The sequence below is a fragment of the Neorhizobium galegae genome (assembly GCF_021391675.1).
GTDB classification, from domain to species: domain Bacteria; phylum Pseudomonadota; class Alphaproteobacteria; order Rhizobiales; family Rhizobiaceae; genus Neorhizobium; species Neorhizobium galegae_B.
Genome location: NZ_CP090095.1, coordinates 1757192 through 1782698 on the forward strand (window position 1 = coordinate 1757192; position 25507 = coordinate 1782698).

At 61.2% G+C, this 25507-nt stretch carries 19 protein-coding genes and 1 tRNA gene; 9 read left to right on the plus strand and 11 right to left on the minus strand.

Going from position 1 to position 25507, the window contains the following annotated elements; translation table 11 throughout:
• Positions 1-16 precede the first annotated feature (16 nt).
• Both phoB and LZK81_RS08850 read left to right on the plus strand, forming a co-directional pair.
• Complete coding sequence (phoB, locus tag LZK81_RS08845; RefSeq protein ID WP_037084667.1) at positions 17-700, plus strand: phosphate regulon transcriptional regulator PhoB; 684 nt, start codon at positions 17-19, stop codon at positions 698-700.
• A gap of 14 nt (positions 701-714) precedes the next feature.
• Positions 715-1401: a winged helix-turn-helix domain-containing protein gene (locus LZK81_RS08850; protein WP_233955874.1), complete on the plus strand. Its 687-nt coding sequence runs from the start codon at positions 715-717 to the stop codon at positions 1399-1401.
• Between the two features lie 172 nt (positions 1402-1573).
• Here LZK81_RS08850 and LZK81_RS08855 read toward each other — a convergent pair whose 3' ends face one another.
• The 7 genes from LZK81_RS08855 to LZK81_RS08885 all read right to left on the minus strand — a co-directional run bounded on the left by LZK81_RS08855 (position 1574) and on the right by LZK81_RS08885 (position 12951).
• The gene (locus LZK81_RS08855; protein ID WP_233955875.1) at positions 1574-2254 is read right to left on the minus strand and encodes a hypothetical protein; all 681 of its coding nucleotides are present in this window, start codon (positions 2252-2254) and stop codon (positions 1574-1576) included.
• Positions 2255-2994: 740 nt separating this feature from the next.
• Positions 2995-6804: a vitamin B12-dependent ribonucleotide reductase gene (locus LZK81_RS08860; RefSeq protein ID WP_233955877.1), complete on the minus strand. Its 3810-nt coding sequence runs from the start codon at positions 6802-6804 to the stop codon at positions 2995-2997.
• 916 nt (positions 6805-7720) lie between these two features.
• A complete protein-coding gene (locus LZK81_RS08865) occupies positions 7721-8302 on the minus strand; it encodes a hypothetical protein (RefSeq protein WP_233955878.1) in 582 nt (193 codons plus the stop codon).
• A gap of 60 nt (positions 8303-8362) precedes the next feature.
• Positions 8363-10210: a methyl-accepting chemotaxis protein gene (locus LZK81_RS08870; protein ID WP_233955879.1), complete on the minus strand. Its 1848-nt coding sequence runs from the start codon at positions 10208-10210 to the stop codon at positions 8363-8365.
• A 415-nt stretch (positions 10211-10625) separates the two neighbouring features.
• Positions 10626-11123: a xanthine phosphoribosyltransferase gene (gene gpt / locus LZK81_RS08875; protein ID WP_046606394.1), complete on the minus strand. Its 498-nt coding sequence runs from the start codon at positions 11121-11123 to the stop codon at positions 10626-10628.
• 78 nt (positions 11124-11201) lie between these two features.
• Positions 11202-12041: a universal stress protein gene (locus LZK81_RS08880; RefSeq protein ID WP_233955881.1), complete on the minus strand. Its 840-nt coding sequence runs from the start codon at positions 12039-12041 to the stop codon at positions 11202-11204.
• A gap of 124 nt (positions 12042-12165) precedes the next feature.
• Positions 12166-12951 (minus strand): competence/damage-inducible protein A, encoded by a 786-nt coding sequence (locus tag LZK81_RS08885; RefSeq protein WP_233955883.1) that lies wholly within the window; start codon positions 12949-12951, stop codon positions 12166-12168.
• Positions 12952-13199: 248 nt separating this feature from the next.
• Here LZK81_RS08885 and wrbA point away from each other — a divergent pair, with 248 nt between their 5' ends.
• From wrbA to LZK81_RS08900, 3 genes are all read left to right on the plus strand, one after another.
• Positions 13200-13799, plus strand: coding sequence for an NAD(P)H:quinone oxidoreductase type IV (gene wrbA / locus LZK81_RS08890; protein WP_233955885.1), 600 nt, complete (start codon positions 13200-13202; stop codon positions 13797-13799).
• Positions 13800-13945: 146 nt separating this feature from the next.
• Positions 13946-14031, plus strand: a tRNA-Leu gene (locus tag LZK81_RS08895).
• A gap of 67 nt (positions 14032-14098) precedes the next feature.
• Complete coding sequence (locus LZK81_RS08900) at positions 14099-14746, plus strand: metallophosphoesterase family protein (protein ID WP_233955887.1); 648 nt, start codon at positions 14099-14101, stop codon at positions 14744-14746.
• Here the strand turns inward: LZK81_RS08900 and LZK81_RS08905 are convergent.
• Entirely contained in the window at positions 14743-16197 is a 1455-nt protein-coding gene (locus LZK81_RS08905; RefSeq protein WP_233955889.1) for a TrkH family potassium uptake protein, read from the minus strand. The genes LZK81_RS08900 and LZK81_RS08905 overlap by 4 nt on opposite strands.
• Before the next feature lie 183 nt (positions 16198-16380).
• Between LZK81_RS08905 and ilvA the strand changes: the two genes are divergently transcribed.
• On the plus strand, positions 16381-17595 hold the full coding sequence (gene ilvA / locus LZK81_RS08910) for a threonine ammonia-lyase (protein WP_418936500.1): 1215 nt from the start codon (positions 16381-16383) through the stop codon (positions 17593-17595).
• Here ilvA and LZK81_RS08915 read toward each other — a convergent pair.
• Both LZK81_RS08915 and LZK81_RS08920 read right to left on the minus strand, forming a co-directional pair.
• Positions 17588-18580 carry an alpha/beta hydrolase gene (locus LZK81_RS08915; RefSeq protein WP_233955891.1) on the minus strand — a complete coding sequence of 331 codons (993 nt, stop codon included), beginning with the start codon at positions 18578-18580 and terminating at the stop codon, positions 17588-17590. The two genes, ilvA and LZK81_RS08915, sit on opposite strands and share 8 nt — an antisense overlap.
• Positions 18581-18659: 79 nt before the next feature.
• Positions 18660-19676 carry a glycerophosphodiester phosphodiesterase family protein gene (locus LZK81_RS08920; protein ID WP_233955893.1) on the minus strand — a complete coding sequence of 339 codons (1017 nt, stop codon included), beginning with the start codon at positions 19674-19676 and terminating at the stop codon, positions 18660-18662.
• 104 nt (positions 19677-19780) lie between these two features.
• On the opposite strand from LZK81_RS08920, the gene LZK81_RS08925 reads away from it, so the two are divergent.
• The 3 genes from LZK81_RS08925 (at position 19781) to LZK81_RS08935 (ending at position 24795) form a co-directional block, all read left to right on the plus strand.
• Complete coding sequence (locus LZK81_RS08925; RefSeq protein WP_046606149.1) at positions 19781-20104, plus strand: HlyU family transcriptional regulator; 324 nt, start codon at positions 19781-19783, stop codon at positions 20102-20104.
• 133 nt (positions 20105-20237) lie between these two features.
• Positions 20238-23426 (plus strand): ammonium transporter, encoded by a 3189-nt coding sequence (amt, locus tag LZK81_RS08930; RefSeq protein WP_233955895.1) that lies wholly within the window; start codon positions 20238-20240, stop codon positions 23424-23426.
• Between the two features lie 85 nt (positions 23427-23511).
• Positions 23512-24795, plus strand: a complete 1284-nt coding sequence (locus tag LZK81_RS08935; protein WP_233955897.1) for a sensor domain-containing diguanylate cyclase — start codon at positions 23512-23514, stop codon at positions 24793-24795.
• Here LZK81_RS08935 and LZK81_RS08940 read toward each other — a convergent pair.
• Positions 24792-25409, minus strand: a complete 618-nt coding sequence (locus LZK81_RS08940; protein WP_046606152.1) for an FMN-dependent NADH-azoreductase — start codon at positions 25407-25409, stop codon at positions 24792-24794. The genes LZK81_RS08935 and LZK81_RS08940 overlap by 4 nt on opposite strands.
• Between the last annotated feature and the right edge of the window lie 98 nt (positions 25410-25507).

Consider the following 25507-nt stretch of genomic DNA (forward strand, 5'->3'; position numbering starts at 1 on the left):
CGGAGCAGGCTGAAGAATGCTGCCAAAAATCGCTGTCGTAGAAGACGAAGAAGCGCTGAGCGTGCTTCTTCGCTACAATCTGGAAGCCGAGGGTTATGAGGTCGATACCGTTTTGCGGGGCGACGAAGCCGAAATTCGGCTTCAGGAGCGGGTACCGGACCTTCTGATCCTGGACTGGATGCTGCCCGGCGTTTCCGGCATCGAACTCTGCCGCCGGCTGCGCATGCGCCCGGAAACGGAGCGCCTGCCGATCATCATGCTGACGGCCCGTGGCGAGGAGAGCGAACGTGTTCGCGGCCTCGCCACCGGTGCCGACGACTATGTGGTAAAACCCTTCTCGACGCCGGAACTGATGGCGCGCGTCAAGGCCATGCTGCGCCGGGCCCGTCCCGAAGTGCTCTCCAGCGTGCTCCGCTGCGGGGATATCGAACTCGATCGGGAAACCCATCGCGTTCACCGCAAGAGCCGCGAAGTGCGTCTTGGCCCGACCGAATTCCGCCTGCTCGAATTCCTGATGGCGGCGCCGGGGCGGGTCTTCTCCCGCTCGCAGCTTCTGGACGGCGTCTGGGGTCACGACATCTATGTCGACGAGCGTACGGTCGATGTCCATGTGGGAAGACTTCGCAAGGCACTCAACTTCTCCAACATGCAGGATGTCATCCGCACCGTCCGCGGTGCCGGATACTCCATGGAAACATAGTTGGTGGCCACGAGATGAGCGCGCGGGTCCTGTTGGTCGACGACGACGAGTCGTTCCGTCTGATATTGCAGAAAGCCCTCGTGGCCGACAGCTTCGTCGTGTCGATGCTGGCAAGTGGAGCCGAGATCTCGAATCGCTTGAAAGCCGTTCCGCCGGATATCCTGGTCATGAGTTCGGACCTTCCGGGCGTGCAAGGTCTCGAGGTCTGCCGCGAGGTGCGTCTCGATCCCGTCCTGTCGCGCCTTCCGATCATCCTCCTCGTGCCGTCGGGTGGCGAAGGCCTTCACCTTACCGCGCTGGCGGCGGGCGCCGACGATTGCCTCATGAAGCCATTTTCCCCGGTCGAGCTCGTCGTCCGTGTGAAGAACCTGCTCAGGCGCGTCAATCCCGCCCTCCTGGACCATATGCTCAAGGTCGGCGATCTCACGCTCGACCGGGAAGCCCATCGGGTTCACCGGCAGAAACGGGAGGTCAAGCTCGGGCCGAAGGAATTCAAGCTTCTTGAATTCCTGATGCGGACACCGGGCAAGGTCTATTCCCGCTCGGAGCTCAAGGCATCCCTGTGGGGCGACGACACGACCGTCGACGAGCGCGCGATCGATGTCCATATCGGCCGGCTTCGCAAAGTCATCAGCCTTGGCAAGTCCGACAACGTGATCCGGACCGTACGTGGCACCGGATACGCTTTGGGCGATTTCTGACACCGTCTCGTTGGGATTGAGGTTTACCTTTATCCTTACCGTCTCATGGCGACCCGGCGGATCATTGCCATGGAGGCTGGCGAAGCAGCATTCGCCGTCCATTGGTTTGTCCGTCTCGAAGCCAAGCATGGATCCCGCCAGAAAACGGAGAAGAGGGAGGAAGGGTAGAGGGCTAAAAATGATCCTCTGGACGATCTTCGTCGTAGGGAAATATGAGTTTACCCGAGCTGGCCAATTCATCCCGTACGTTGGAAAATGTCTTCTCCAATTTCTCGACAAGCATCTCACTCAGTCTGAGATGACGCTCGTCTGCTTCTGAATGCTTATATAGCTTGAGATCCTTTACTGAAAGTATGGCCCAATCGTCTGGCCCACCCCTCGTTGTGGCGTACGCATTTTTTAAGAGCGTCAGCGACGCCAAAGTCAAAGCAGGGACGATGTCGGCTTTGTTGTTCCAAATATGTATTGCTGTATGTCGCCCGTCGAGATTTAGGCCGAGATTTGGTTCAAATCTAACTCGAAACATTGATGCCGGGCTTTCGTACGTCGCGGCAGAAAACTTCATAGGCTTATAAAGCTGCAAGGCTTTCCAGCTTGCGAGGCGTTTTATTCCCTTGATGGCTGACGTTCGCTCCGCTTCCAGCTTTATGTTTTGCATTGAAGCGATGATTTCGTGAAGCGGCTTTCCTTGTGCGACAAGCTCATTGGCGCCTTGGCGGAATGAGGTGTGAAAGTCTCTTCCGCCTTTCTTCGAAGGGGAAAGCCGTTTTTTTATAGATGTGCGTTGAGGGCGCTCCCTTAAGAACAACATGCCCATGAACGCAGAAAAACCGAATGTCGTTATAGGTGTCATCCAGGACACTCCTCGATAAAAAGGGTGCCAGGCTACTCGACTCCGAGCCTTTCAATCCTATAATTGATCCTGCTACGGTATAGGGATGAAAGTCTCTTTGCCCCGCGTTGCCTTGGCTTTCGCGGCGTGTCGTGGCCAGGTTGGCGCTTGGTCACGGCACGAGCGGAGCATTATCGCTCCTTCCGAACGCCCTTGAAGGGCGTGCCATCTTTTTTCCCGTCCATAAACTTCCCATCGGGGCCGCGTTTGGTCCAGGTATCTGTTTTGGGATTGTGAACCTGAGTGCGATCGCGCACCGCGCCATTGCGGTGTCCATCGCCTTTCGGCGGGTTCGTAGCCAACTAAATCACCTCCGTTTCTGATCACTGCCCAGATTGTCTGGGTAAGGAATCAGTAGCGGAGTTTTAACGAATTGTAAATGAGTATTTCAGGGGAATTTTGTCTGTCTACTTACTATACGTTCGATTCTTTGAAGTCAAGGGCGCGCTATGGGAGAATTCATAAATTTATTGGTGGAGTTATTGAATTTAAAAAAATAAACTACATTGCCACTCGGCTTTTGCCCAGTAACATAGTACTTATCGTTGCTCTATCGCGCGAATGTGTCGAGAGGCGTATCCTTGACCTCTAGTTTGGTGGATTCGCTACGTCTCGAGTTTCCTAAGGCTAGACAGGAAGCTGGGATATAGTCCAGCCCGAAGTCTCCTCCGGGCTAGCTCTTCTTCAGCTATTCACAGAAATCAGCTGCACCCGCTCGTCGCGCCGCAAGTGTCGCACTTCTCGCAAGTCCCATTCCGGACCATCGTGAAGTTCTGGCACTCGCCGCACATGTTGCCCGTATAGCCTTGGGCGATCGAGCGCATGCGGCGTTCGTTTTCGACCTTTTTGGCTTCCGTCTTGGCGGTCGCAGCCTCGTCGGCGGCCTTGTCGGAGAAGAGGGCGGTGGTGGCTGCCTGTTCTTCGACCAGTTCCTCGACGATCTCTTCGGCGAGTTCCTTGGCGCGCTCCTCGTAGTCCCGCTTGAAGGAGACGATTTCGGAGGTCGAGATGGCGACGGTCGGTTCCAGCTTGCGGGCGGCGGCACCGGCAAAGGCGGTGACGTTGGTGCCGGCCGAGGCGCGGGCAGGGGCGGCGGTGGCCGAGCCCTTGATGTCGGCCGGGCGGTCGCCGCCGGTGCCGGAGACGAGCGTCGGCTTGTAACCGCGGGTCAGGCCCTTGGAGACCACATCCGCCTTGCCTTCCGAAACGCCGCGGCCGAGCGCGGTGTTGGAGAAGTCCGACGTATCGACATGCGCGAGGTCGTGGCGGCCGAGATAGGAGATCGCCAGTTCGCGGAAGACGTAGTCGAGGATCGACGTGGCGTTCTTGATCGCGTCATTGCCCGTGACGATGCCGGCCGGTTCGAACTTGGTGAACGTGAAGGCGTCGACATATTCCTCGAGCGGCACGCCATACTGAAGGCCGAGCGAGACGGAGATCGCGAAGTTGTTGATGAAGGCGCGTAGCGCCGAGCCTTCCTTGTTCATGTCGAGGAAGATCTCGCCGAGGCGGCCGTCGTCGTATTCGCCGGTGCGCAGGAAGATGGTGTGACCGCCGATCTTCGCCTTCTGGGTATAACCCTTGCGGCGGCCGGGCAGCTTTTCCTGGCTGCGGACGACCTTTTCGATTATCCGCTCGACGATCTTTTCGGTGATCGTCACCGCCTGGGCGGCGGCCGGCTGGGCCAGCAGTTCCTCGACGGCGTCTTCCGCATCGTCATCGGCAATCAGCGACGAGTTGAGCGGCTGGGAGAGCTTCGAGCCGTCGCGATAAAGCGCGTTCGCTTTGACACCGAGCTTCCAGGACAGCATGTAGGCGGAGCCGCAATCCTCGACGGTCGCGTCGTTCGGCATGTTGATCGTCTTGGAGATTGCGCCCGAGATGAACGGCTGGGCAGCCGCCATCATGCGGATATGGCTTTCGACCGAGAGATAACGCTTGCCGATCTTGCCGCAGGGATTGGCGCAATCGAAGACGGCCAGGTGTTCGTTCTTCAGGAAGGGCGCGCCTTCGAGCGTCATCGCACCGCAGACATGGATGTTGGCGGCTTCGATGTCCTTCTTGGAGAAACCGATATGCTCCAGCAGGTTGAAGCTGATGTCGGCGAGCTGTTCGTCGGAAACCTTGAGCGTGCCCTTGAGGAAGTCGGCGCCCAAGGTCCACTGGTTGAAGACGAACTTGATGTCGAAGGCGGCCTTCAGCGCACCGTTGACGGCTTCGATCTTCTCTTCGGTGAAACCCTTGGCCTTCAGCGAGCCGGGGTTGATGCCAGGCGCCTGGTTGAGATTGCCGTGGCCGACGGCATATGCCTCGATCTCGGCGATCTGGCTTTCCGAATAACCGAGCGTGCGCAGGGCTTCCGGGACAGCGCGGTTGATGATCTTCCAGTAGCCGCCGCCGGCGAGCTTCTTGAACTTGACGAGCGCGAAATCGGGCTCGATGCCGGTCGTGTCGCAATCCATGACGAGGCCGATCGTGCCGGTCGGGGCGATGACCGAGACCTGCGCGTTGCGGTAGCCGTGCTGTTCGCCAAGCGTGAGCGCCTTGTCCCAGGCAGCCTTGGCATGGGCGACCAGATCCTGGTCCGGGTTTTCCGAATGGATCAGCGCCACCGGATTGACCGACAGCTGCTCATAGCCGGAGGTTTCGCCATGGGCGGCGCGGCGATGGTTACGGATGACCCGCAGCATGCTGTCGCGGTTCGGCGCGTAGTTCGGGAAGGGGCCGAGCTCGGAGGCGATTTCAGCCGAGGTGGCGTAGGAAACGCCGGTCATGATCGCGGTCAGCGAGCCGGCGATGGCGCGGCCTTCCGGCGAGTCGTAGGCAATGCCGGTCGACATCAGCAGGCCGCCGATATTGGCGTAGCCGAGGCCGAGCGTGCGGTACTGGTAGGAGAGTTCGGCGATCTGGCGCGAAGGGAACTGCGCCATCATCACCGAGATTTCGAGCACGACGGTCCACAGGCGCGTCGCGTGTTCGTAGTCGGCGATGTTGATGCGGGCGGTCGTCTTGTCCTTGAACTGCAGCAGGTTCATGGAGGCGAGGTTGCAGGCCGTGTCGTCGAGGAACATGTATTCCGAGCACGGGTTCGAGCCGCGGATCGGGCCGCCGGCCGGCGAGGTGTGCCAGTCGTTCATCGTCGTGTTGAAGTGGATGCCCGGATCGGCGGACGCCCAGGCCGCGTAGGAAATCTGTTCCCAGAGGTCCTTGGCCTTCAGCGTTTTCATTACGCGGCCGTCCTTGCGGGCGGTGAGATTCCAGTCCCCATCCGTTTCCACGGCGCGCAAAAAGTCGTCCTTCAGCGAGACGGAGTTGTTGGAGTTCTGGCCGGAGACGGTGAGATAGGCTTCCGAATCCCAGTCCGTGTCATAGGTCTTGAATTCCAGGTCCTTGTAGCCCTGGCGAGCAAACTGGATGACGCGGCCGATATAGTTTTCCGGAACCTGATCCTTCTTGGCCGCCTTGATCTCGCGCTTCAGGGCCGGGTTCTTGAGCGGGTCGTAGCAATCGTCGCCGCTCCCGCCTTCGCAGTTGAGGCAGGCCTTCATGATCGCCTTCAGGTGGCGCGAGACGATCTTCGAGCCGGTGACAAGGGCCGCCACCTTCTGCTCTTCCTTGACCTTCCAGTTGATGTATTCCTCGATATCCGGATGGTCGATGTCGACGACGACCATCTTGGCGGCGCGGCGGGTGGTGCCGCCCGATTTGATGGCGCCGGCGGCGCGGTCGCCGATCTTGAGGAAGCTCATCAGGCCGGAGGAACGGCCGCCGCCGGACAGCTTTTCGCCTGCGCCGCGCAGCATCGAGAAGTTGGAGCCGGTGCCGGAGCCGTATTTGAACAGGCGGGCTTCGCGGACCCAAAGGTCCATGATGCCGCCTTCGTTGACGAGATCGTCCTCGACCGACTGGATGAAGCAGGCATGCGGCTGCGGATGCTCATAGGCCGACTTCGACTTGGTGAGCTTGCCCGTGAAGGGGTCGACATAGAAATGGCCCTGGCCGGGGCCGTCGATGCCATAGGCCCAGTGCAGGCCGGTGTTGAACCACTGCGGGGAATTCGGGGCGACGCGCTGGGTGGCGAGCATGTAGGCAAGCTCGTCATTGAAGGCGGCCGCATCTTCTTCGGACGTAAAATAGCCGCCCTTCCAGCCCCAATAGGTCCAGGTGCCGGCAAGGCGCGAGAATACCTGGCGCGCATCGGTTTCGGAACCGTACTGCTCTTCCTTCGGCAGCGCCTTCATCGCTTCCGTGTCAGCTACAGAGCGCCACAGGAAGGAGGGGACGTCGTTTTCCTCGACCTTTTTCAGGATCTTCGGAACGCCGGCCTTGCGGAAATACTTCTGCGCCAGAACGTCGGTCGCGACCTGGGAGAACTGCGCCGGCACGTCGATATCGGCAAGCCGGAAGACGATCGAGCCGTCCGGATTGCGGATCTCGCTGATCCCCTTGCGGAATTCGATTTCCCCGTAAGCGCCCGTGGCTGGCTTGGTGAAACGACGTTCGATGCGCATTGCCTTAAATCCCTCGTCAGTTGGCGCCCGATTGAAGAGCGCAGATGTGCCGCTCCAGCCCACACGTTCGACGCGCGCAGCCGGTTGAATGTTTCCCGTCCCAGGTGATCATCCGCAGATGCCAACCTGTATGTTGTGGTGATAACGGCTGCAACACTACTACATATAGTATTAACAGAATCTTTCCGCCAGTCCCAGCCGTTGTTCCGGAGCGGAAAATCGAGCACGCACGGAGACCGTGATAGCAGCCCGCCCCTCATAGCCGGACTGCATGATCTTTCCCGTCAAACTCGAAGAAGAACCGGCCTCGTTAATTCCGGTCCAGTCGCCGCCGCAACGTAAGGAACACTGTCGAACGAGCCGAGAGATTCGTCAAGGCGTAGATTGCAACGCTTTTATAACCACAAGATATTGTGGTTTGCGGCTGTGGATAACGGGGACGAAGAAATAGCCGAGGATTCTCAGGCAGTTGCGGGGACAGCCTGAAACTTGCGTTACGAGGCGCAGAAATATTTCGTGAGCAGCGGCAGGTGCCGGAAGCCCGGTTCGGCGGGGTTTTGAGGGTTCGGCTGTACCATATCGAGGCAGTTCAAGAATCTGTGGCCACCACTAATAGATAAGCCCGCGCGGTTTTTTAACCGGCAGGCCCGTGACAATCACCGAGATTTTTGAAAGGGGCCGGAAAGAATCAGCCGCCGGCGCTCAGCTCCTGATGAAGCCCTGTCCCCGCGGAAAAGACGCCCAGGTGTCCCAACTGACGTCCAGTGCGTCGGGACGATAGCCGCGCAAGCTATCCGAAAAGGCGTGGATGTGTGCCGAACAGGTTCTTCATCGGCGAGTCCCTTGGGACTTCGCTTATCGTTCCCTGGCGCTGCGGCGTCAACGATGCCGCAGCGCCAGGGGTATCTCGCCCGGCTCAGAGAGAATCGACGTTGATCCCGATCGTCACGGCGCCGATCGGTGTTCCACTCTCATCGGAAATCGTCACGCTTGCCTGCGACTGCAGCGTCTGGGACGATTCGTCCTTTTCGACCTCGTCGACGAAGAGCGCATTCTTGCCGGCACCGAAGGATTTCTTGAACTTTGCCTCATCGCCCTGCCAATAATCGGAGGTTATGTCGCTCTGGCCGACATTGAGGCCCTTGGCGTCCATGATGAAGATTTCCGTAATCGCCCCTTCGGACTTTTCCTTCTTTTCCACGAGAAGTTTCGACAGGGCGTTGTTCAGCACGCTGTCGATCGTCGCACGATTGGAACCGTCGACTTCGGCGCGCCATTTCTTGTCGAGCACCAGGATATCGGCGTCGCTCAGCTTGGCGTTGGTGGCATTCTGGGCCTTGATCGCCGAAATGATCACTGCGTCGGTGAGCCAGGGCTTTACTTTACCGGTGACATATTCGGTCACCGGCGCGACGTGGGCCTCCTCGGCCAGAGCCGTGCCAAGCGGCAGGGCGGATACGGTGCTGCCGAGAAGGAGCATGGCGATGATCTTATGCATAGGTGTTTCCCTTACATAGGTTGCTGACGTTTATGAGGTCATGCCGCCGCAGAGGCGTCTTCAGGACGCTTGTCTGAACGGAGCGGCAAAGCCGGCTCTTTTGTCGGAGAGAGATTGATGTCTCCCCGATTCGGAATGGGTCCGGGCACCATTTCCGGCTGTTTCTCCGACAGTGAAGCTGCTGGCCGAACTCAGCAGCAGACGGCCTTGCGAGAGCAGTTCCTGGCAGGCCGCATTGGTTTCCTCCACCATCGCGGCATTCTGCTGCGTAGCCTGATCCATCTGATTGATCGCGGTGTTGATCTCCTGCAGGCCCGTGGCCTGTTCCCGATAGGACTGGACGATCGAAACGATGCTGTCGCTGATGCGGTTGATCTGGTCGCCGATCTGGAGAAGGGCATCGCCCGTGTCGTTGACAAGCCCGACGCCTGCGGCGACCTCTTGATTGGAGCTGGTGATCAGAACCTTGATTTCCTTGGCCGCATTGGCCGATCTCTGGGCCAGCTCGCGGACCTCCTGGGCAACGACTGCAAAACCCTTGCCGGCCTCGCCCGCGCGGGCCGCCTCGACGCCGGCATTCAACGCCAGGAGATTGGTCTGGAAGGCGATCTCGTCGATAACGCCGATGATGTGGCCGATCTGGCTGGACGAGGCCTGGATCCGGTCCATCGCCCCGATCGCATTGCGGACGACGGTTGCCGAGGAATGGGCGCCCTTCTTCGTCTCCTCGACGAGGTGCCCGGCGCTCTCCGCCTTCTGTGAAGAGGTTCTGACCGTTGTTGTGACCTGGCCAAGGGAGGCGGCGGTCTCCTGGAGAGCGGCGGCCTGTCGTTCCGTGCGCTGAGCCAGCTGGTCGGCGGCGCCGGCAAGCTCGCTGGAGCGATCTTCCACCTGGTGGGACGCTTCCTTGATCTCCGTCAGGGCGGCGGCAACCGCCTCGACCATGTTGTTGAAGTCCAGCTGCAGTTTTTCAAAATCCGGCCCGAGACCATCGAGATGAATCGAAAAGTCACCTCCGGCAAGCTTTTCCAGCGAGTGTCCGAGCTGTGCCATGACGGCGCGTTGCGTGTTGCTGGTTTCCTCGGTGATCCTCGTATTACGGGCGCGTTCCTCGTCAAGCGACTGGCGCTGCTCCGCAGCGATACGCTCCTCTTCAACCTTCGCAATAGCCTCGCCGCGGAACACTTCCAGCGCGCGGGAGAGAACGCCGATCTCGTCCCCATTGCGCTGGTAGTCGACCGGGGATGTGAGGTCGCCGGTTTGCAAGGCGATGATGCGCGCACTGAGGTTCCTAACAGGGCGTCCTACAAGTCGGCGCATTGCCAAGAGGAAGGCTGTGACCGCAACGGTGATGATGAGCAATTGGATAAGCAGGGTGTTCAGCACTTCCTGCTGCGCCGTGGCGAGGATCTTTTCTACCGACCAGGCAGTGAAGAGATAGCCCGTGACCTTGCCGGATTTGTCTGCGGGCAGGGGCACAACGATTCCGACCAGACCCCTCGAAGCCAGCGTCGTATCGACAACCGTGCTGTCGGGTTTCTGGCCGATCGCCTGGGCCAATTCGGCGGAAGACAGGACGCCTGCCACGCCTTCGCGTGCCCAGATGTCGACCGGGGCGAGCTCGGCGTTGAACGCAGCGAACTGGACGAGGTCGAGGGTAGGGTTGTCGCGCTGCAGAGCATAGGCTTCCCGCACCGCGTTGACCTTGCCCCATTTCACGCCGCCGGCCGCAACCGACGCGAACTGCTCGGCGCCGCGCGACCAATGTGCCGTCGCCGTGCTGATCAGCAAGCGCGTTTCGGATATCCAGGTATAGGTGGCCAGGGCGGAAATGCCACAAATGTTGACCGCGACGATAAGCGCCGCCAGTTTCGTGGTCAGCGGCATCCTATTCAGAAAATCACGCATGCGGGCCTCGATGTCGTGCAGACGCGACCGGGGGGACCCCAGCCTGGCGGATTGAACTCGGACATCGTACGCTGAGAGTGTTACACGACAGGCATCATGCCCGTGCCGCCATTGTCAGGCAAAGCCTACGGACGACAGTGTTCCTTCTTTATATGAAGAAAAAATAAAATTAGGACGCCCTCATGGGGAAAGCGGAGAAATATACTCGCCTGGGGCGAGATCTCGACGCGAGTTCCTTGATGAATGCCAAATTCAAGCCGCGAGGCGTTCTCCTCGAGCCTTCACGAGCCGAAATGAATGACTTTCACCGCAGGTCTTCGGGACGCGCCGGATTTAGTGGGCTCGTCCGCACGAAGCGCTCTTGCGGAGATGGCTCCACGTCGTCGCGCCGCGCCCGAAACCTGGCTGCTCCAGGCTAGCTGCGGTCCGCTTTGGCGATCGGCTCCTGATAGGTGAAGCCCATGTCCCAGGGGAAGTAGATCCAGGTGTCCTGGCTGACTTCCGTGACGAAAGTGTCGATGGTCGGCACGCCGGAGGGTTTGGCATAGACGCAGGCGAAATGCGCCTTCGGCAGCATGGCGCGCACCTCCGATGCCGTCTTGCCGGTATCGGTCAGGTCATCGATGACCAGGACGCCGGCGCCCTCATCGACCATCAGTTCGGGCGTGATTCCCTTGAGCAGGTTCATTTCGCCCTGGTTGACGTAGTCGTGATAGGAGGCGATGCAGACCGTCTCGATGAGGCGGATATTGAGTTCGCGCGAAATGATCGCCGCCGGCACCAGGCCGCCGCGGGTGATACAGACGATCGCGCGGAAATCCCGCTTGAGGCCTGCGAGACGCCAGGCAAGCGCCCGGGCGTCACGATGGAATTGATCCCAGGAAACGGGGAAGGCTTTTTCGGGAAGAGACATGAGGCTGGCCACCATTAGCGAAAGCATGTTGCTGGCTCTCGCTAATAGCGGCAATTCGCCCGTAGACGCAAGGATTTGTCAGCGGGAAAGCAAAGTCAGCGCCGTCATCGAATCGAGCAGGCTGCGCGTCACGCCGCCGAACAGCATTTCCCACCAGCGCGAATGGCCGTAGCCACCCATCACCAGAAGATCGACGCTGCCTTCCGACAGATGGTTCTCGATCGCTGCAGCCGCAGACTTGCCGCTCTTTCCCTGCGTCGACAGCGTCACGTTGATCCCGTGCCGGGCAAGGGTGGTCGCGATCTCGGCGCCTGCCATTTCAGGCGTCTGGCCGCCGCGGTCGCTCGGATCGACGCAGAAGACCTCGACGCTATCGGCAGCTTTAAGGAACGGCATCGAATCGAAGGTTGCCCGCGCCGCCTCCCGCGAACCGTTCCAGGCGATCATCACCCGCTTGATCGGTTGCGGCACCTTCAACGTGTAGGGGACGAGCAGCATCGGTCGGCCGCTGTCGAAGAGGAAAGTCTCGAGATCGGCGCGGTGATCGGCATGCGCCGGATCGCTCTGGCTCGCAACGATCAGATCGACGGAGCGGGCGGTATCCATGACCGAATGGGAGCCGTAGCCCGCCGACGACATGAAACTGCGCCATTCGATGGAAAGTCCCTCGCGGGACGACTGTTGCCTGAAGATCCGTTCCACCTCCGCCGTCTCCTTCTGCGCCGCGTCCTGCAGGATCTGCACTGCGGAGGGATCCGGAATTTCCATCGGCGCGATCAGCGGCACGGCGGCCAGCGTTTCTGCGTGGACGCCGATCAGGTGGGCGGAAAAACGTTCGGCGAGCGCGATCCCGTAATCGGTGATCGGCCCGGCGTTTTGAGGTGTGTCGAGAACCGCTAGAATGGTCTTGTAGGCCATGGCCGTGCCTCCTCATCAACTGGTTCTGCGGGATTGGGAACCAGTGTCACATAAATACGTGTGTCGCGCTTTGATCCCGGTCAAGGAGCGGGCCGTCGGCGAAGAGAAGACTGAGTGCCGCGGGTCAGGCGTCGGCTGTCGGATTGGTGGCGATCTTGGCGCGGTCGATGCCGGCGATCATCTCCGCCACGGCTAGTGCTGCCGCATCGAGAACCTGCGGATCGCGGGCGCGCACGACGATCTCGGTCGAGAACCGCTGCCCGTCATATTTCGGATAGGAGCCGATGCTGGTCTCCGGATGCGCCTTCTGCACGGCCGACAGAAGCGTGCCGATATCGCCTTCGCCATAGGGGCAGGGCAGCGCCCGCGACAGCATTTTTGCGCCCGAGCGCAGCATCGGCAGCACGTTGTCGACCATCGCCTGGAAAACCTGCGGCACGCCGGCCATTACATAGACATTGCCGATGATGAAGCCCGGGGCGGTCGAGACCGGGTTTGCGATATGCCTGGAGCCCTCGGGCATGCGGGCCATGCGCTGGCGCGCCTCGGTGAATTCCATCTCCCGGCGCTTGTACATGTCGGCAAGCAGTTTCATCGCATCCGGGTCGTGGATGCAGGGCACGCCGAAGGCTTTTGAGATCGCATCGGCGGTGATGTCGTCATGGGTAGGCCCGATGCCGCCCGAGGTGAAGACATAGTCGTAACGGCCGCGTAGCGCATTCAGCGCCTCGACGATCGCATCCTCCTCGTCGGCGACGATCCGCACTTCCTTGAGATCGATGCCCGACAGCGTCAGCAGATCGGCGAGATGGCCGATATTCTTGTCCTTGGTCCGGCCGGACAAAAGTTCATCGCCGATCGCGAGCATGGCGGCGGTGACGATTAAGGATGGCTGCGACGCTTCAGACATGGATATTCCTCCGTAAGTGCCACACTCCTAAGCTCAATTTTTTGAAGGCAGAAGCAATTTTGTCGGGAGGGACGCAGAAACCGCGTCTGTTACGAATTTATGATCCGCAAGCGAAATATCGTCTCCGAATCCTGAACAGTGCGTAGACCTCGCAAGGGCTGTCGCTCACTGGTGAAGCCGTTACATGTGGGTCTGGTTCTGGCCGCAGACGGCCTTGTTCACACACCAGACATCGAATGGAGAAGATCATGGCGAAGGTTCTCGTGCTTTATTATTCCGCTTACGGCCACATCGAAAAGATGGCCTATGCCGTTGCGGAAGGCGCAAAGTCGGCAGGCGCCGACGTGACGGTCAAGCGCGTACCGGAACTGGTTCCGGACGAGGTCGCAAAGGCTTCCTACTACAAGATGGACCAGCAGGCTCCGGTCGCGACCGTCGAGGAACTCACCGAATACGACGCGATCATCGTCGGCGCCGGCACCCGGTTCGGCACGGTCGCGTCGCAGATGCGCAATTTCTGGGATCAGACCGGCGGCCTCTGGGCACAGGGCAAGCTGGTCGGCAAGCTCGGCTCGATGTTCACCTCGTCCGCCACCCAGCACGGCGGCCAGGAATCGACCATCCTCGGCTTCATTCCGACCTTCCTGCACCAGGGCATGGCGGTCGTCGGCCTGCCCTACGCCTTTGCCGGCCAGATGGGCACCGAAGAAGTCAAGGGCGGTTCGCCCTACGGCGCCAGCACGATCACCAACGGCGACGGCTCGCGCCAGCCTTCCGAGATCGAACTCGAAGGCGCAAAGTACCAGGGCGCCCACGTCGCCAAGCTGGCTGCCAAGCTCGCTGCCTGATTGAATTGCGATAATTTCTGAAGGGCGCGGCGAGAGACCTCCGCGCCCTTTGTTCGTCAGGCCAAGCTTTTTTCGTGGCTGGCGAACCGCTTCCGCGATTTGGGTGCTTGACGACGCCCCGCAACTTCAAGAAACAGGACGCCCATGCGGACGTGGCGAAACTGGTAGACGCAAGAGACTTAAAATCTCTCGGCCTTTGGTCATGCGGGTTCGATCCCCGCCGTCCGCACCAAGCCTGACCCTGCCTGCAACCGTTTGCGATGAAGACCGTTTGATATCCATTTTGATGGAGGCGTGCTTTGGGCTTTACCTTTGCCATCGGCGATATCCACGGCTGCCTGGCGCAGCTGAAGGAACTGCTCGGGCATGTGGAGGACCATGCGCCTTCCGGGCACGTGGTGTTCATCGGCGACTATATCGATCGCGGGCCGAAGAGCAGGGGCGTGCTCGACCTCGTCATGGCCGGGCCGCGCAAGGAAGGGTGGCGGTGGACGGCGCTCAAGGGCAACCATGAAGACATGATGGTCCGCGCGCATCAGAACCGCGGGCATGACGAGATCATCTGGCTCGACAATGGCGGCCGCGAGACGATGGTTTCCTTCGACGGCTACGTGCCGCCGCAGGTGCTGTCATGGTGTGCGCATCGTCCGCTGATCCATATCGACGAGCATCGCATCTTCGTGCATGCCGGCGTCGACGAGACGCTGCCGCTCGATGGGCAGCGGGAGCGCGACCTGACCTGGAAGCGATTTGCAAGCGATGACGACGGCGAATTCTGGGGCCGGCATCTCTGCCACGGCCACACGCCGCTTCCCGGCAATCCGCAGACGGTCGGCAACCGCACCAATATCGACAGCGGCTGCGTATTCGGCGGCGAGTTGACCTGCGCGGTCTTCGATGACGACGAGCCCGGCGGGCCGATCCGTTTCCTCCGCGTGCCGGCCTAGTGGCGCCAGAAGATCGGCGTCAGCAGCACCAGCACGGTCAGGATTTCGAGACGGCCGAGCAGCATCATCAGCGAGAGCAGATAGAGAGCGGGATCGCTGATCGTCGAGAAGTTGCCGACCGGGCCGACGATCGGGCCGATGCCGGGACCGACATTCGACAGCGCGGTGATGACCGAGGACGTGGCGGTCAGGACGTCGTAGCCGAACAGCGCCATGCCGACGCTGCCGACCACCCAGAGGAAAATATAGAGGCTGACGAACAGGAAGACCGCGCGCTGGGTCTCGGCATCCACCGTCAGGCTGCCGTAACGCACGGGATAGATCGCGTTCGGATAGATGAGCTTGTTCAGCCCGGCGCGGATGACGTTGACCATCACCACGAAACGATAGGCCTTGATGCCGCCGGCCGTCGAACCGGAGCAGCCGCCCATGAAGGTGGCGAAGAAGGCCACAAGCACCGCGAACGGTCCCCAGAGCGTATAGTCGTCACTTGCAAAGCCGCCGGTCGACAGGATCGAGGTGATGTTAAAGAACGAATGGATCAGCGCGTCGTCGAGTTCGATGCCATTCCTCAGGTGATGGTAGACCGCAACGCCGATCGAGATGACGCAGAGATATCCGAGGAAAACCAGGATTTGCGGATCGCGCAGCGTATCCAGCCGCCCGCGCACGGCAAGCAGGATCAGCACAGAAAACGGCAGGCTGCAGATCGCCAGGAAGACGGTGCCGACGACCAGAAGGCCGTTGTTGTCGAAATAGCCAAACGACATGTCGTGCGTCGAGAAACCGGCCGTCGCGATCGTCGACATCGCATGGTTCAGCGCATCGAAATGGTCCATGCCGGCAAGATCGTATGCAACGGTGCAGGCAAGCGTCAGCAGCACGTAGACGATCAGGAAGGCCCGGGTGAAACTCGCAAGCCGGGCGAACGGCTTGTCGTTGGTCTCCGACGATTCGAGCTTGAAGATCGAGGCGCCGCCGACTTTCAGGAACGGCAGGACGAACAGGCCGAGGCCGACGATTCCGATGCCGCCGAACCAGCAGAGCAGCGAGCGCCAGAGCAGGATGCCGGGCGGCATGGTGTCCAGCCCGACGATCACCGTCGAGCCGGTGGTGGTGATGCCGGAAATCGATTCGAACAGCGCCTGTGCAAACGAGAGCTCGTGTTCGGCAAGGAAGAGCGGGATGGCGCCCACTACCGAAAACATCGCCCACAACACGTTGACCAGCAGGAAACCCAGCCGCTTGTTGAAGACCGGCGGTGGGCCATGGGTCGCAAGCGCCGCTGCCGCCGCAAGTCCGCCGACCATGAAGCCGGACATCGCGAAGACCTGCCAGTCGCGATGCCCGTAATAAAGGTCCACCATCGCCGGCAGGAACATGGCGAGCGACAGGTAGAGTGCGCAGAGCGCCGTCATGTAGATGATCGACCGAAGAAGATTGGCGTTCAAAAAATGGTTGTCCCGAAGTTCGCGGCAACTGAAAGAAGCTTTGTCTCAGCCGTAAGCCTATGGCATAGCGGGACCATTCTTGAAATTCAATGGATGGCCGATGTGACCGAGGCAGACGTGACCAAGGCGGGTGTGACCAAGGCAGGCGTGACGAAAGCGGGCGTGGACGAAGCCAGAGTGGCGATGCGGGAGATCTTTCCCGAAACGCCGCTGCAGATGAACGAGCACCTCAGCCGCCGTTATGGTGCCGAAATCTGGCTGAAGCGCGAGGACCTGTCCCCGGTCCGCTCCTACAAGATCCGCGGTGCCTTCAACTTCCTGCGCAAGGCGATCGCGTCAGGCGCCAGGGGCAAGACCTTCGTCTGCGCCTCGGCCGGCAATCATGCGCAGGGTTTTGCCTTCGTCTGCCGCCATTTCGAGGTGCCGGGCGTGGTCTTCATGCCGGTGACGACGCCGCAGCAGAAGATCGACAAGACCCGCATGTTCGGCGGTCCGTTCATCACCATCAGGCTGATCGGCGACATTTTCGACCAGTGCTATGCGGCGGCCCGCGCCCATGTGGAAGAGATCGGCGGCGTCATGGTGCCGCCTTTCGATGACGCCGACATCATCGAGGGCCAGGCGACCGTCGCGGCGGAACTGGTCGAGCAATTGCCGGAAGGCGTGACGCCCGATCTGGTCATCCTGCCAGTCGGCGGCGGCGGACTTTCGTCGGGCACGACCGGCTACCTGAAGGACATCGTCAAGCGGGAAGACTTTCTCTTCACCGAGCCGGAGGGAGCGCCGAGCCTGAAGAAGAGCCTCGAGGCGGGCGAGCCGATCACGCTCGCCAAGCTGGATAATTTCGTCGATGGCGCGGCGGTGGCGCGGATCGGCGACCTGAATTTCGAGGCGCTGAAGGGCTTTTCGCCGGATCAGGTCCTGCTGGTGCCGGAAAACGCCATCTGCGTGACGATCACCGAGATGCTCAACGTCGAGGGTGTCGTGCTGGAGCCGGCGGGCGCCCTGTCGATCACGGCGCTGGAGATGCTGGGATGCGAAAAGCTGGCCGGAAAGACGGTGGTCTGCGTCGTCTCGGGCGGCAATTTCGATTTCGAGCGCTTACCCGACGTCAAGGAACGCGCCATGCGCTATTCCGGTCTCAAGAAGTACTTCGTGCTGCGGCTTGCCCAGCGCCCCGGCGCGCTGCGCGATTTCCTCAATCTGCTGGGCCCGGAAGACGATATCGCCCGGTTCGAGTATCTCAAGAAATCGGCGCGCAATTTCGGTTCGATCCTGATCGGCATCGAAACCGCAAGGCCGGAGAATTTCGCCGGCCTGCTCGAACGCTTCGAAGCCGCCGGCATGGGCTACCAGGATATCACCGAGAACGAGATCCTGGCGAACCTCGTCATTTGAGGATGCCGTTGAGCCAGGCGATGGTCCGGTCGGCAAGCGGCCCGGTCGTCGTCGGCGAGGTGATGTCGCCGGCAATCACATGGTTGCCGGGATCGCCGGTCTTTCCCACATCGAAAAGCGCGTGAGGTCCGCCCCAGCGCCCGGCGACTTCGCGCACCTTGTCGGGACGGATGACCTGATCGAGCGACGAATGGAGAAACAGCGCCGGCGTCTTGATCTGCTCGACCGGGCTCACGACGGAGAGTTTGACAAGGGCCGCCATCGGCAGCAGCGCGCTTGTCGGATACCGGGTCGTCCAGTGGGCGGCGTGACGGTCGTTATAGGGCGTGAAGCCGCGGCTTTTGCCCAGCAGCAGCCTTGAAAGCTGCGGTGCGACCGGTGTCGTCAGCAGGAAAGCGCCAAAACTGTTGATGCCATAGTTCGGCGACACGAAGACGGCGGCCGAGATGCGCGATGCGATCTTCGGATCGGCCAGCGCGAGCGTCGCAAGCGAGGCGCCGGTCGAGGTGCCGATGACGATGACGCGATTGCCGAGCGCTTCACCGATCGCGAGACTTTCGGAAAAATCCGCCAGCCAGTATTCGAGGCTTGGCTCGCCCATGGCGTCGCCGCTGCGGCCATGGCCGGCGAGCCGGGTGAAAAAGAGATTGGCGCCGAGCGCTGCCGCGACGCGGTCGGGCAGGGGGCGTATCTCCTCGGCCGAAGCCGAAAAACCGTGCAGGTAGATGATCGCGAAGGACGTCTTTGCCTTCGTTGCCGGATCGGCCCAGACGATGCGTTTGGCGGCCCCCGGCCGAATATCCGGATAGCGGCTTTCACCGGCGGCGAGATAGGCGTCGATATCGGTGCCGAGGCGGGCCTTGTCGAAAGCGGGAAAACCGTCAGCGGGCATGCGCGGGCCGGACATCAGCATCACTCCGAAGGCGGCGACCAGGATCGCGCAGACATAAATGACCGTCCGCCATGACAGGAAACTCCTCCGCATCCGGCGCTCCCTCCGAACCAAGGGAGATGATAGGCGGGCTTCGTGACGGCGGGAAGTCTATCGGCCGCAGATCGTCGACCTAGCCGCAGATATGTGGCCGGGAGGGCAGGGCGCAGAAGCCGCGGCGCTCCGCCTCTGGCCGGGTCTTCTCGATCACGTTGGTCCAGACGAGGCCCGGAAAGCCTGAAGGGACCATGTCCCAGGTGTCGCGGTCGTCTATGCCGGAGGATCCGGCGTCGCCGGCCTCGAACGGGCCGATCAGGACCACGTCCGATCCGGCTGCCTGCATCCGGTCGTAGAAACGCTCCGGCCAGCCCCAGAGGAGGAAGGCGAGGTTGGCCGGGGCCGGAACCAGGGTATCGCGGCAGGCTTGCGGCACGTAGCCGCTCCAGCCGAGCGCCAGGTAGGTGAGAAGGCAGGATTTTGCCGTGCGGTTCGAATAGCCCGGAAGGCCTGCGACCGAGCCGACCGCTTTTTCGGTCGGCTCGTTGCCGCCATAGACGCCGAATGTCGCTGCGCGGGCGGGCGGCTGGCTGTTGAGCAGGGCGGCCAGAGCTTCGCCTTCTTCCGCGCGGCGGCTCTTGAAGTTGATCAGGAAGCGGCCGTCCGGCAGGGCGGCAAAAACCTCCGGCAAAGTCGGCATCTGGCCCTTGCCCTGACCTCGGAACGGAAAGGTCCGGCCGCCATCGGCGGTGTAGCCGTAGCCGATGTCGAGTGTCTTCAGAACCGGCATCGGCGTCTGTTCCGTGACGCCCTTGGCCTCGGTGCGGCAATCGAGCGTCCAGTCGTGGAAGACGGCGAATTGCTTGTCCGGCGTCAGATGCACGTCGAGTTCGACCACGTCGGCGCCGGCATCGAAGGCGGCCTTCATGCCCGGAATGGTGTTCTCCAGAAAGCCGTGCGTTGGCGGCAGCATCAGGCTTGCGGTGCAGGTGTCGTTCTTCACGTTGGTGGCGTCGAAAAGCTGGTGCTGGCCGCGATGGGCGATGATCCTGAGCGGCTTGTCGCTGGGAAAGCTGGAGAAAAGCGAGGTATTGCCGACCCAAAGCGCGGCGGCGATGACGAGAGGGACGGCTGCGGCGATCTTCCATTTCATGCGGTCAGGCTCCTAATTGTGCGGGTGGATATGAGACGTCGAACCGTGACTTTTCCTTGGGTACCCTGCTTCCTGCCTGCGCAGGAATATGCTAGGCAGCCGCCATGGCTTCGTTTCTGTCCAATATTTTCTCGATGTTCTCCGGTGGCGGCAAATCGGCCGAGGCACCTGCTGCTTCCGCCAAGCCTGTCGAGCATGGCGGCTGCATCATCCATCCCGCGCCGATCCGCGAAGGCTCGCAGTTCCGGCTGGCCGGACGTATCGAAAAGGACATAGACGGCGAGACCCTGGTGCGCAATTTCGTCCGCGCCGACGTCTTCACCTCCATGGACGACGCGGTCGAATATACCGTCCGCAAGGCTCAGCAGATCATCGACCAGAATGGTCCCTCGCTGTTTTCCGATGGGGAGAAGTCGCGCTCCGCGTGACATGCGTTCCGCATTGTGATCGCAAAAATTGCCGACCACACTCAAAATTAAAGCATTAGCGATAGCTTGAAGCATCTGTTCCGATGCTTTTTTCTGCGGTCGACTTTTGATGCGATCTCGCTGGTCATATTTTATGCTTTTTTTCGGCTCCGGGCTTTCCGGCGGCCTTATTCCAGGTTTTGCCTTCGCGGATGATCTTCCTTCGGGCACCTCCCGACTGGACATGACCTGGGTTCTCGTCGCCGCCGGGCTGGTGATGATGATGCAGGTCGGTTTCCTTCTTCTCGAAGCCGGCATGGTGCGCTCGAAGAATTCGATCAACGTGGCGCAGAAAAACCTTCTCGATTTTGTCTTCGGCGTCGTCGCGTTCGCCGCGGTCGGCTTCATGATCGCCTTCAGCCGTTCGAACGGCTTCCTGTTCGGGACGCAGAGCGAGTTCTATTTCCTGCGCGATCTAGACAGCTGGCAGTCGGCCTTTTTCGTCTTCCAGGTCATGTTTTGCGGTACTGCCGCGACGATTGTCTCGGGCGCCGTTGCCGAGCGTATGAAGCTGTCGGCCTATGTGTTCGGTTCGCTGTTCATGTCGGGGCTGATCTATCCGGTCTTCGTGCACTGGGCCTGGGGCTCGGCGCTGTTCCCGAATGCCTCGGCCTTCCTGTCGCAGATGGGTTTCGTCGATTTCGCCGGCTCCACGGTCGTGCATTCGACCGGCGGCTGGGTGGCGCTTGCGGCCTGCATGGTCATCGGCCCGCGCATCGGCAAGTTCAATGATGACGGAACGCCGGTCAGGATCGCCGGCCATAGCCCGGTCCTGTCGACCACCGGCGCGCTGCTGCTCTTCATCGGCTGGATCGGCTTCAACGGCGGTTCGACGCTCGGCGTTACCGACCAGGTGGCGCCGATCATCATGAACACGGTACTGGCCGGCGGCATGGGCACCTGCGTCGGTTATGTCATCGGCTTCTACCAGGACGGCGTCATCCTTCCGGAAAAATCGAATTCCGGCATGCTCGGCGGGCTGGTTGCGGTCACCGCCGGCTGCCACATCCTCGATCCGGCAAGCGCCCTGATGGTCGGGGCGATCGGCGGCGCGGTGGCGATCTTCGGCAATGCCTTCATCGAGAGAAGGCTCAAGATCGACGACGCTGTCGGCGCGATCGGCGTGCATGCCTTTGCCGGCGTCACCGGAACCCTGCTTCTGGCGCTTCTCGCGCCGGTCGATCAGCTTCCGGCTGGCGGCAGGCTGGCGCAGCTGCATGTGCAGCTGGTCGGCGTCGGCGTCAATTTCTACTGGTCCTTCGGTCTCGGCTACGCCTTTTTCTGGGCGGCCGACCGGCTGATGCGGATCCGGGTTTCGGCGAAGGACGAAGAGGAAGGGCTGAACCTCGCCGAACACGCGACCCGCCTCGGCGTCGGCCACGTGGAGGACGCACTGACCGATCTTCTCGGCGGCAATGCCGACCTGCGCAAGCGCCTTCCCATGGTCAAGGGCGACGAGGCGGAAAAGCTGACCGGCCTCTTCAACCGGCTGATGGACAATGTCGAGGAGGAGGAGCGCAGCCGCGGAGAGCTGATCGAGCTCCGGCGCGACAACGAGGAATCAGAGCGCGTCGCAGCGCTGGCGAACGCTACGTTCGAGGCGATCCTGATCCACCGGGACGGGGTCATCGTCGACGGCAACGAACAGCTCGGCAAGATGATCGGCCTGCCGCTTGCCGAGATCATCGGCCGTTCCGCGTTCGATTTCCTGCATGACGGCGAGACGATCCGCGTCGTCGACATGATGAAACGCAACGACGACAACAGCCACGAGATCCGCGTGACGCTGGCGAACGGCGAGGAGATTCCCGTCGAGGCGCGCGGCCGCGACATCCTCTATCGCGGCGAGAAAGCCCGTATCGGCTGCCTCGTCGACCTCCGGGAGCGCAAGCTGGCGGAGAGCCGCATGCGCTACCTCGCTCTCCACGATCCGCTGACCGGGCTGCCGAACCGTGTGCTGTTTTCCGAGCGGCTGACCGAACTGGTGGACGCGGCTGGAAACGGCAAGGGATGCGGCGTCCTGATGGTCGATCTCGACCGCTTCAAGGACATCAACGACATCCACGGCCATCAGTCGGGCGACGCTGTGATCCGCGAAACCGCCGTCCGGCTTGCGGCCGAGGCAGGTCCGGACAACATCGTCGCCCGGCTCGGCGGCGACGAGTTCGCCGTCATCATCGCCCATACGTCCGATACCGACGAACTGGAGAAATTCGGCGATCGGCTGCTCGCCGCGATGGCCCACCCGATCGATATCGGCCACGGCGAGCAGGTCAATATCAGCGTCAGCATCGGCGGCGCGCTGTGCCCCGAAAACGCGGGGGACATGGACGCGCTGATCGGCTGCGCCGACGTTGCGCTCTATCATGCCAAGAATGCCGGCCGGAACGCCTGCCGCATGTTCAGGCCCGGCATGAACGAACTGATCGAAAAGCGCCGGGCGCTGGAAGTCGATCTGGAAATCGCCCTGCAGCGGGGCGAATTCGAACTCTACCTGCAGCCGCGTGTCGAGGCGGAAAGCGGCCTCATCATCGGCCACGAGGCGCTGCTGCGCTGGTTCCATCCGAAGCGCGGCATGATCAGCCCTGGCGATTTCATTCCGGTTGCCGAAGCTTCCGGCAAGATCATCCGGCTTGGCGCCTGGGTGCTCGCCGAGGCCTGCAGAATACTCGACGACCTCGACGGCCATATCAGCGTCAACGTCAGCCCGCTGCAGTTTCGTCACTCGGATTTCGTCGCCGATCTTGCCGACCTGCTGAAGCGCACCGGCGCCGATCCGCACCGGATCGAGCTCGAGATCACCGAAAGCGTGCTGATCGAGGACGACAAGCGCGCCGTGCAGATCCTCAACGACCTGAAGCGCATGGGTTTCCACATCGCGCTCGACGATTTCGGCACGGGATATTCGTCCCTGAGCTATCTCAGCCGTTACCCGTTCGACACGATCAAGATCGACCGCAGCTTCGTCAACAACCTGAACCTGGTCGACAATGCGCAGATCATTGTACGCACGATCATAGACCTCGGCACCGGCCTGGGCATGAAGATCGTCGCGGAAGGCGTCGAAACGACCGAGCAGGCACTGTTCCTCGCGCATGCAGGCTGCGACGAGCTGCAGGGTTATCTTCTCGGCAAGCCCCGGAAAGTCAGCGAGATCACGCGCGAAATCGATCCGGTGATCGCCACTCAGCTCCGTAACGTGCCGAAGAAGCTGCCGGAGATCCAGGATTACCTCGCGTTCGAAGGGGAAACCCACCAGCCGTTATTGCATAGTCATGCATAATGGCCATAATCCGCATGGGTTGGAGCACGTAAAACGATAGCCGTTACAGCGGTATAGCACCTGCAGGGGGTGGAAGCGGATCGAAATGCAAGCGTTCAATCTAGCCCTCTTCCTTCTGGAAGCGGTGATCTACTTCTCTGTCATGACGGCGTTCCTGCATTTCCGTCGTCAGCTCGGCCTCGGGGTGTTCCTGGCCGCTCTCGGCGTCATGCATTTCATGGAGACCTACCTCGCCGCGGTCTTCTACATCGATCTTCCGTTCGGCACCGTTTCGCCAGGCTCATCGGTCTTTTTTGCCGGCAAGCTGATGATGATCCTGCTCCTCTACCTGAAGGAGGACGCGGCAGTCGTCCGCCAGCCAATCTACGGGCTTTTCCTCGGCAATCTCCTGACGGTTGGCATCGCTCAGATTCTCCAGGTGCATGAAGTCGTGGCACTGCCGGGCGGCCGCGCCGCCGACATGGCGTTCCTGAGCGAGATGGGCTGGCTGATGGTGTGGGGCACGGCGCTGCTCTATGTCGACGCGATCGGCATCATCCTGCTCTACGAACGGCTGGGCCGGGTTCTGGGCAACAATGTCGTGCTGCGTTTCGCGATCAGCGGCGCAGCTGTCCTGACTTTCGACCAGATCGGTTTTTATTCGGGGCTGAACATCCTCTTCGGCGCGCCGCCTTCGGTCTTCTTCGGCGGGTGGTATGCCAAGCTGCTGTCCGTGGTGCTCTATTCCATGCTGTTTGCCGTCTATCTCAAGATTGAGCAGATCCCGCGGCTCGCCAGATCGACGCGCGAGATTACCGATATCTTCAACGACCTGACGTTTCGCGAGCGTTATCAGGCGCTGCTTGCCAAGAGCGGGGTCGACGGGTTGACCGGTCTTTTCGACCGCGGGCGCCTGGAGGCAGATGTTCCGAAGCTCATTCACCGCTGTCTCGATCGTGGAAAAGGGCTCAGCCTCATCATCGTCGACGCGGATCATTTCAAGCAGGTCAACGACCTCTTCGGCCATCTGAAGGGGGATGAGGTGCTGAAGGAGGTTGCCGTATGCCTGCAGGCCGGTTCCCGCCCGAGCGACCATCTCTCCCGCTTCGGCGGTGAGGAATTCGTGCTGATCCTGCCCGACACCGACCACGACAGCGCCCTGATGATCGCCGAACGCCTGCGGACCGCCATCTGCCGTTCGGTCATTCGTCCCGACGGCCAATGCGTCACCGTCTCGATCGGCGTCGCCACGGCCCCGGAAGACGGACATGCGCTCGATGCGCTGCTCGGGGGCGCCGACGAGCGGCTCTACCGCGCAAAAAATGACGGCCGGGACAATGTCCACGGCCGTCTTGGCAGGCTCGTCCCGTCAGGCGCAGGGACGGCTTAAGCGGCGAGAGCGAGCTGCCGATTGCGCTGCTGGGCGCTGGCGATCGCCTTTTCAGCAGCTTCGGGGCCGAAGGCGACGCCTTCGACATAAATGACTTCCACATCGGTCATGCCCATGAAGCCGAGGACGGTCGTCAGGTAAGGGACGGCATGGTTCATGCCGGAGGCCGGGCCCTCGGAATAGACACCGCCGGATGCAAGCACGATATAGACCTTCTTGCCCTTGGCGAGGCCTTCCGGGCCTTCAGCCGTGTAGCGGAACGTCTGGCCGGCGCGGGCGATGTTGTCGATCCAGCTCTTCAGCGTCGAATAGATGTTGAAGTTGATGAGGCCGGTGGCGATGACCACGGTGTCGGCAGCCAGCAGTTCGGCGACCAGCTTGTCGGAATAGTCGGCGGCGGCAGCTTCTGCCGGGGTGCGGTCGGCCGCCGGCTTGCGGATGGCGGACGTGGTGACGCTGTCGAGATGCGGGATCGGGTTGGCGCCGAGATCGCGATGGACGACCGACGTACCATTGTCGCGGGCGCTCAGTTCGTTGGCGAGGTCATGGGCGACCTTGCTGGACAGCGAGTCGTCGCCGCGCGGGCTGGAAGTGACGAGGAGGATGGAGGACATGCTTTTTTTCCTTATCTGGAGATCTTATCTGCGGTCTTGGGCCCGCAGAAGGATTGGAGAACGGGTGGATCCGCTGTGGTCGAGAGAACAGATAGGCG

Coding starts and splice junctions, on each gene's coding strand:
- gpt (WP_046606394.1), bottom strand. CDS start 11,123: ATGTCTCTTCCCGAAAAAGCCTTCCCCGTTTCCTGGGATCAATTCCAT.
- phoB (WP_037084667.1), top strand. CDS start 17: ATGCTGCCAAAAATCGCTGTCGTAGAAGACGAAGAAGCGCTGAGCGTG.
- LZK81_RS08865 (WP_233955878.1), bottom strand. CDS start 8,302: ATGCATAAGATCATCGCCATGCTCCTTCTCGGCAGCACCGTATCCGCC.
- LZK81_RS08915 (WP_233955891.1), bottom strand. CDS start 18,580: ATGCGGAGGAGTTTCCTGTCATGGCGGACGGTCATTTATGTCTGCGCG.
- LZK81_RS08860 (WP_233955877.1), bottom strand. CDS start 6,804: ATGCGCATCGAACGTCGTTTCACCAAGCCAGCCACGGGCGCTTACGGG.
- LZK81_RS08935 (WP_233955897.1), top strand. CDS start 23,512: ATGCAAGCGTTCAATCTAGCCCTCTTCCTTCTGGAAGCGGTGATCTAC.
- LZK81_RS08885 (WP_233955883.1), bottom strand. CDS start 12,951: ATGTCTGAAGCGTCGCAGCCATCCTTAATCGTCACCGCCGCCATGCTC.
- LZK81_RS08870 (WP_233955879.1), bottom strand. CDS start 10,210: ATGCGTGATTTTCTGAATAGGATGCCGCTGACCACGAAACTGGCGGCG.
- ilvA (WP_418936500.1), top strand. CDS start 16,381: ATGCGGGAGATCTTTCCCGAAACGCCGCTGCAGATGAACGAGCACCTC.
- LZK81_RS08855 (WP_233955875.1), bottom strand. CDS start 2,254: ATGACACCTATAACGACATTCGGTTTTTCTGCGTTCATGGGCATGTTG.
- wrbA (WP_233955885.1), top strand. CDS start 13,200: ATGGCGAAGGTTCTCGTGCTTTATTATTCCGCTTACGGCCACATCGAA.
- LZK81_RS08920 (WP_233955893.1), bottom strand. CDS start 19,676: ATGAAATGGAAGATCGCCGCAGCCGTCCCTCTCGTCATCGCCGCCGCG.
- LZK81_RS08940 (WP_046606152.1), bottom strand. CDS start 25,409: ATGTCCTCCATCCTCCTCGTCACTTCCAGCCCGCGCGGCGACGACTCG.
- LZK81_RS08850 (WP_233955874.1), top strand. CDS start 715: ATGAGCGCGCGGGTCCTGTTGGTCGACGACGACGAGTCGTTCCGTCTG.
- amt (WP_233955895.1), top strand. CDS start 20,238: ATGCTTTTTTTCGGCTCCGGGCTTTCCGGCGGCCTTATTCCAGGTTTT.
- LZK81_RS08925 (WP_046606149.1), top strand. CDS start 19,781: ATGGCTTCGTTTCTGTCCAATATTTTCTCGATGTTCTCCGGTGGCGGC.
- LZK81_RS08880 (WP_233955881.1), bottom strand. CDS start 12,041: ATGGCCTACAAGACCATTCTAGCGGTTCTCGACACACCTCAAAACGCC.